This window comes from Clostridium sp. UBA5119 (assembly GCF_002414285.1).
Taxonomy (GTDB): domain Bacteria; phylum Bacillota; class Clostridia; order Clostridiales; family Clostridiaceae; genus Clostridium_J; species Clostridium_J sulfidigenes.
In genome coordinates this window covers 67,460-74,206 of the sequence record NZ_DHYX01000017.1, presented here as the reverse complement: position 1 = coordinate 74,206, position 6,747 = coordinate 67,460, and the positions used below count along the sequence as shown (strand labels likewise).

At 34.1% G+C, this 6,747-nt stretch carries 5 protein-coding genes and 1 pseudogene; all 6 read right to left on the bottom strand.

Features of this window, described 5'->3' with window-relative positions:
• The coding region (locus tag B2671_RS02720) for a BMP family ABC transporter substrate-binding protein (RefSeq protein ID WP_346869038.1) at positions 1-793 on the bottom strand (793 nt) is incomplete at its 3' end.
• A gap of 217 nt (positions 794-1,010) precedes the next feature.
• Positions 1,011-2,174 (bottom strand): glycine/sarcosine/betaine reductase complex component C subunit alpha, encoded by a 1,164-nt coding sequence (gene grdD / locus B2671_RS02715; protein WP_346869037.1) that lies wholly within the window; start codon positions 2,172-2,174, stop codon positions 1,011-1,013.
• Positions 2,175-2,274: 100 nt separating this feature from the next.
• Positions 2,275-3,793 (bottom strand): annotated as a pseudogene (gene grdC, locus B2671_RS02710) (glycine/sarcosine/betaine reductase complex component C subunit beta).
• Positions 3,794-3,968: 175 nt separating this feature from the next.
• Positions 3,969-5,273 (bottom strand): glycine reductase complex selenoprotein B, encoded by a 1,305-nt coding sequence (gene grdB / locus B2671_RS02705; protein WP_346869036.1) that lies wholly within the window; start codon positions 5,271-5,273, stop codon positions 3,969-3,971.
• Positions 5,274-5,359: 86 nt separating this feature from the next.
• Positions 5,360-5,827, bottom strand: coding sequence for a glycine/sarcosine/betaine reductase complex selenoprotein A (gene grdA / locus B2671_RS02700; RefSeq protein WP_346869035.1), 468 nt, complete (start codon positions 5,825-5,827; stop codon positions 5,360-5,362).
• 65 nt (positions 5,828-5,892) lie between these two features.
• Positions 5,893-6,747: glycine/sarcosine/betaine reductase component B subunit (locus tag B2671_RS02695; RefSeq protein WP_346869034.1), on the bottom strand; the 855-nt coding region annotated here is incomplete at its 5' end.

Genomic DNA, 6,747 nt, shown 5'->3' with positions numbered 1-6,747 from the left:
CTTCTTTTCCTTCTTTCTTTAATTCTTGTGCTCTTTGGAATAAACCAATACCACATCCACCAGCTGCATGATAAATTACGTCACATCCAGCTCCATATAATGAAGTAGCAAGTTCCTTTCCTTTATTTGTATCAGCAAAAGAATCTGCATATTTAACAGTTGTTCCTGGGTTCTTTCCATCTGCACTTAAAAGACCTTCAGCAGCCTTTGGGTTAACAGCTTTAACACCAGCAGCAAATCCAGCTTCAAATTTATTAATTGTATCGAAGTCTTTTCCACCTATAAATCCAATTTTGTTAGTTTTAGTAGTTAATCCAGCTATAACTCCCATTAAAAAAGAACCCTCTTCTTCTTTGAAAGTTACTGACATTACGTTATCAGCTTCAACTACAGAGTCTATAATACAAAGTTTTGAATCTTGGTTGTTTTTAGCTACATTTTTAACTGCATCTGCTAATTGGAAACCAATAGCTAGAGTTAAATCCGAACCACCATCTATTAATGCTTGTAGGTTTGGTTCATAATCTTCTTTCTTTTGAGCTTCAACTGAAGTATATTTAACTCCAAACTTATCTACTGCTTTTTTAACTCCTTCATCAGCTGATTGGTTAAATGATTTGTCATTTAATCCCCCTTCATCTGTTGAAAGACCTACTGATACTTCTGTTTTAGGAGTATCTTTGCCTTCACTTGCTGTCCCTTTGTCATCGTTTCCGTTACCAGCGCAACCTACAAGTAGGGATGCAGTCATAGCAACCGTTGCCATAAGAGCAACTATTTTTTTCATTTTCATCTTAAACCCTCCTGAAATAAATAAGTAATATAAATATATAAAAATTTTTATTATAGTATGTATTATAACCTAATAAAAAATTTTTATCATGTATATAAATATATTCAATATTATTTAATTTCATATATTTATATGCTGAATATACCATAATTATCCGTAAAAATCAAATAAAATTGACTGTAAGAATACAGTCAATTTTATTTTTATTATTTACATTTTAAGATACAAACTCAGCATTCTTTAATACCTCTTGCGCTTTTTCACCATCTTCATCAGCTACAAGTACTATTGGCCCAGTACAACCCATTCCACTCTCTGAGTATATACCCTCTTTCCAAAGTGCTTTACATGCATTTTCAAGCTCTAGTATATCTATACCTGCTATAGAGAAAGTTACTACCTTTTTAGGTGGCATTTTTACCTCTTCCTCTTCTTGAGGTTTGTTAGCTTTTTTTGTAGTCTTATCTATAAACTCTTTTAATCCAACTACATTAGCTGCCTTAAACTCATCCCTAGCTATATCCAAAACCTTATTTTCTGCACAGGTTGCACAGAATCTTAAAGCTTCTGCAATAAGAGGAGCTCCTGAGGCTCTTGAAACTATATTAACTAATTTATCATAGTTTTCTCCAATTCCAGGACCATATCCAGCTCCTACCGTTTCATAATTTCCACCTGTAGTAAATGAAGAGAATATTTTAACTAATAGGTTTCCTGTTAATGAATCACAAACCATAACATCTGGAGTCCCTGCCAAAAGGTCATTTCCTCTCATTACAGCTCCCCCCTCAGCTCTTAATGATTCAGTAAAAGATATGTCATATCCACCTTCTTGAGTTTCTCTTAGAATTCTCTCAACTTGCCTAGCGCCATCAAGATTTAGTATTCCAACCTTTGGATTTTTAACGCCACTAGCTTTAGCTACAGATATCCCAGATATAGCATTTTTAACCATACCCTCAACTCTATTTGTAGAAGTAGTTCCCGTGGTTGTAGCAATTATCATTTCTTTTCCTTTTCCAGGAGTCATTACTTTACCTACTGTAGAAACTCCTATTGGAAAATCAAAGTGTTGTGTAACACAACCATCTAATTCTCCACATTCCAACATAGATGTCATTTTTTTATGCCCTTCCTCAGCTGATTTTACTTCTACTACTTCAAAATCAGCATCTACTTTAGGCCCAATTAAAACTATATCAAAATCGCCATATTTTACTTTTGCAAGTTCAGCAGCTTTAACCATTTCTTCGACTCCATGTTCAGAACCTAGTATAGTTAAACCTATTCTAACTTTTTTCTTGAATTGTCCGCTTTTTATTCCTGTTGCTATATCATTAAATACTTCAGCAATCATTGCTTTAGTAGTATTTTGACTCATTTCTACACCCCGTTTCTTTAATAATCTCTTATATTTAAAGAGATAAATTAGTAATTGTTAAGGTTCAGTAGGAGCAATTCTCCTTCTGAGTTTTAAGGCTCTATTTATCAGAGTTCATTAAAAAGCTTGCAAAATCTTTCATGGCATCTGCTACCATTGATTTAACTTCTTCTTTACTAACACCTGACTCATTGTCTAGTTTTCCGGTATTCTTTTCAACTAGTATAGAAACTCCATCAAATAAGTTAGTCATTCTTCCTAAAAATAAGCTTCCTTTTCCTACAATCATAAAGTTATTTAAAACGCCGTCTTTAATGTGATCTATTCCATGTCCCACTATTGGCACTCCAGATGGGATATGCCCTTGAGTTGGAGCATAACCTTGATATCCATGTTCTTTTATAAATCCTGGCAGTTCTTTTCTATCTAATTGCCCCTTCTTAACAGCTAAAGCACCAATCATTTTATAGTTTTGAGTTGGAACATCTCCAGCTCCTGCAGGTTCAGTTATATCTGGAGTTTGCATTTCTGGTGCATACTTATCTACATCTGTTACTTTTAATCCAGCTGCTGTTAATGGATCAAGTACTAATGCTTCAAGCACAGCTTGTGGAGAAGCACCATGACCAATTGTATGTCTTCCAATTATATCAGTTCTTAAAATTGGACTTACTCCATCATTTTCTGAAACAAGAATAGCAAATCCTCCTAAACAGTCTTCAAGTACTGGTAATTCTTTTTTTATGTGATCCTTACCATTCATTCCAAGCTTAGCAGTAGCTCCACCTGCAATAACTAATACATTTTTGAATATTCCACTCTTAACAAGTGATGCTGCATTTATTAATGCATGAGTAGGTCCTGCACAGAATCCTCTCATATCTGAACCAGTAGCTCCAGAAAGACCTACAACTTCACCTATTGATTTAGCAACGTTTCCGCCACCTCTTTGGTTCATATCTCCTATTGCTTCTTCTGAACATTCTATTATATATCCTATTTCTTCCACAGGAATATCTAAATTATCAACTAGATGCATTCCAGCAAGTACTCCTGATGATTTAACTGCTAAATTTTCTAACATATAGTGTGCTGAAAGGTTTGGGTCAAACTCATGTGCTCTTCTTACACAACCAATAAGTTTCCCATCTACATATAATCCTTCTGCCCCAGCATTTTTAACTAAATCTTCAATTTTAGTCATTTCATCGCCAGTAACTTTTTCTGCTTTTTCTTTTAGTAATGGATGCTTAGCTAATTTTTCTTTTATAGTCTCAACAAAAGATTCTTCTAATAAAACTAAGTCAAATACATCAGATATCTTCATTAATCCATAGANNGCCGTATTTACCAAATCTATTAGCATTTTCTACATTCTTTCCAACCCATGGTCTTGGCATTTCGCCTAGCTCTTCTGGTGTAATGTTTCCTATATAAGTTTGATTTGGTGCATAAGCTACAACATCCTCAAAACTTCTTAAATTATTTTTTATAGCCTTTAAATATTCTGAATCTGGATTTGTTTGTTTTTCTAATGTTTGTGTAGTTCCATTATGTATTACCATATCTGGAGTATTCACTAAAATATAAGATGCTTTCTTTATAACTGGAAAATTCATTTTTAATTCAACCTCCCTTAATAATGTGCGTTTATAATAATTTATTTTGTAATTTGCACAATCTATAATAAATAGGTACAAACTATTCATTGTACATTGTGCAAACTAGACAATTTCTTATCAATATATTTAGTAATTAGGGGTAATCCCCTAATTACTAAATTATTAATTTTAATTATTCAAATATTTTTTGTCCATCAACTTCTGTTTCAAGAGCTTTTAAAGCTTTTTCAACAAGTTTTCTTCTTAATGCATATTCATCCTCTTTTGTTAAGTTTGGATTTCCAAGTGGATGAGGAATAGCTATTGTAGGAATTATTCTGTTAGCTCCAACAGTTAAAGATACTGGAGTAATAGTACACATGTGAACTACTGGAAGTCCAGCTCTTTCTATTTCTTTAACAAGCGTTGCACCGCAACGTGTACAAGTTCCTCACGTAGAAGTTAATACAACTGCATCCACGCCGTCAGCTATTAATTCTTTAGCTGCAAACTCACCATATTTTTTAGAAGATGCAACAGCTGTACCATTACCAACTGTGGAATAGAAATATCTGTGTAATGATCCTATTTTTCCTTCTTTTTCAAGATCCCTTAGGACATCTACTGGGATAACTCTATCTGGATCTTCATTAGCATACACTGGATCATGACCACCGTGTGCCGTTTCAAAGGTTTCTCCAGTTAAATCATTAATTCCTTCTATATCATATTTACCAATTTTAGAAGCTGAAGATGACTCTATGTGATCTGGGTTTCCTTTCGGAACTATACCACCAGATGTAACTATAGCAATTTTAGCTTTAGTTATATCTTTTATTGCTGGCATTGGATCAACTCTATCAAAGTCAGGCATTTTAAATTCTGTAACGAATTCTTCACCTTTTAATTTTTTAACAAGCATGTCAACTGCTCTTTTAGATCCTCTTTCAGTTGCAAAATAGTTCTTTCTTATGCCTCTCTCAATGTAGTTCTCTTCTACTGGAGAACCTATTTCTTCTCCCTTAGCTAATTTAATAGCTAATTTAGCCATTTTAGGTAATGCATCTCTCATACCTACAGCACTATTTCTTGTAGAAATAAGATATAAATCTTTTTTATACATGTCTGCACCTGGATTTTCAATATACATTCCAGATAATACAGGTATATTTAACTCTTCTTTAACTGCCTTACATACATCTCCACATGCAACACCATATCTTCCAGCGTTAAATGCAGGTCCAGCTATAAATAAATCTGGATTATATTTTTTAACCATTTCGATAATTTCTGCTTGTGCTTCTTTTGTATTCTCAGCATAGTAAGAATCTCCGCAAATAACTGTAGCAACTATCTCAACGTCTTCTTTCTTTAATAACCCATTTAATCCAAGTCCAGGTCCTACAAACCCTTCACGAACCTCAGGTTTAATATCAGCTTTTTCTTCTCCGCCTATTCCTGCGTAGAATTGGTTTATATAATGAACAACTTTTAACATAGGTTTTCCCCCTTTCATGGGACTTGCCCTCTAGAAATTCTATTTCTTAGGTCAATTAATTTAACATTTTCTATTAAAATTATTTATTAAAGATATTTACAGAATTGGTCTCTTACAGTTTTAACTTCTTCTATAATAGCATCAACATCAAGAACCATTTCCATCATTCCGCATTGTTCGTCATAAATAGCTTCATCACACTCTGCTTTTATTTCTGGCTCTACAACGTGGAAAACAGATAATCCAAGATCAACACCTGCTAAAGGACCTGCAAATGTTGGGTCTCCAGCAGCAACTGTTTCAGCAGATAATCCAGATGCTTCTGCTTCTGCTCCTCCGATTACTACTACCATGTTTTCTGCACCATATTTTTCAGTTAAATCTTTAACTCTTTGTTGGATCTCCAGATCCATTGCGCCTGCAGCTGTTCAGACAAAACACTCTGTTGATGCAAAAACAACTTCTGCTCCTGCTGATTTAACACAAGCCTCTATAGCTGGTCCTGGTATTCCGTCTCTATCTCCTATACAGATAGCTTTTTTTCCTTGTAACATAGTATCTATCTCCTTTTCAATGTACTCATAATCATTAAACTAAACTTTTTAGTTATATTTTAAAATTAATATCCTTTTGCTGTTAAGTAGTTAAATCCTACTTCGCTAGTTGCTCCAGTAATAACTTGGATTTCAGCTTCAATTGATCCATCTTCTCTTAAGCTTCCCATGTGTCCACCAGCAATAGTATTTGCAGCATCTACATGACCAATCACTCTTTTCATAGGTGGTAAAATAACAACTTCGTTGGCATTACCTCCAGTTACTACAGCATCACCCTTTGGAGTTGAGTCTGCTAATGATTGAGACATACCATCTTGACCAGCATACTCATCTGTAACTAGAACAGTTTTAACGCCTTTAGCTGTAACCTTATTACAGTTCATAACTAAGTCTGCATCTGGGTTTCCAAATCCTTCTTCAGAAATTATAGCAGCATCTGCTCCTAAGAATTCTACTAACTTAGCAACCATATTTGATGATCTCTCTTTATCAGCTAGATATACGTTTTCATTTGTTATAACGCAACCTAAGAAGTTAAAGTCCTTGCCATGTCTCTCATATAAATCTTCTATTATTGGATGATTCATATGAACATAAGAAGGGTTCTTATCACAAGCAGATACACAGTTTCCACTTACGATAGCTCCGTCAAATACTTCTGTTGGATAAATAAATGTAGGAATTATTTTCTTAGCATCTACACCATATACATAAGTATCATGTAATAATCCTTGTGTTTGAAGCATATATACATATACTACCTTAGGTAACTCTGGATATTGTTGAACTTGTTGTAAAAGTGGTAATGTTTCATAAGTTTTCACTTCATCAGGTTCCACATTCTTACCTACTTTTCCAAGGTATGTAGCCGCTTTGAATCCTTTAGTTCTTACTGCTTCTTCATGATCGTGTTGTAA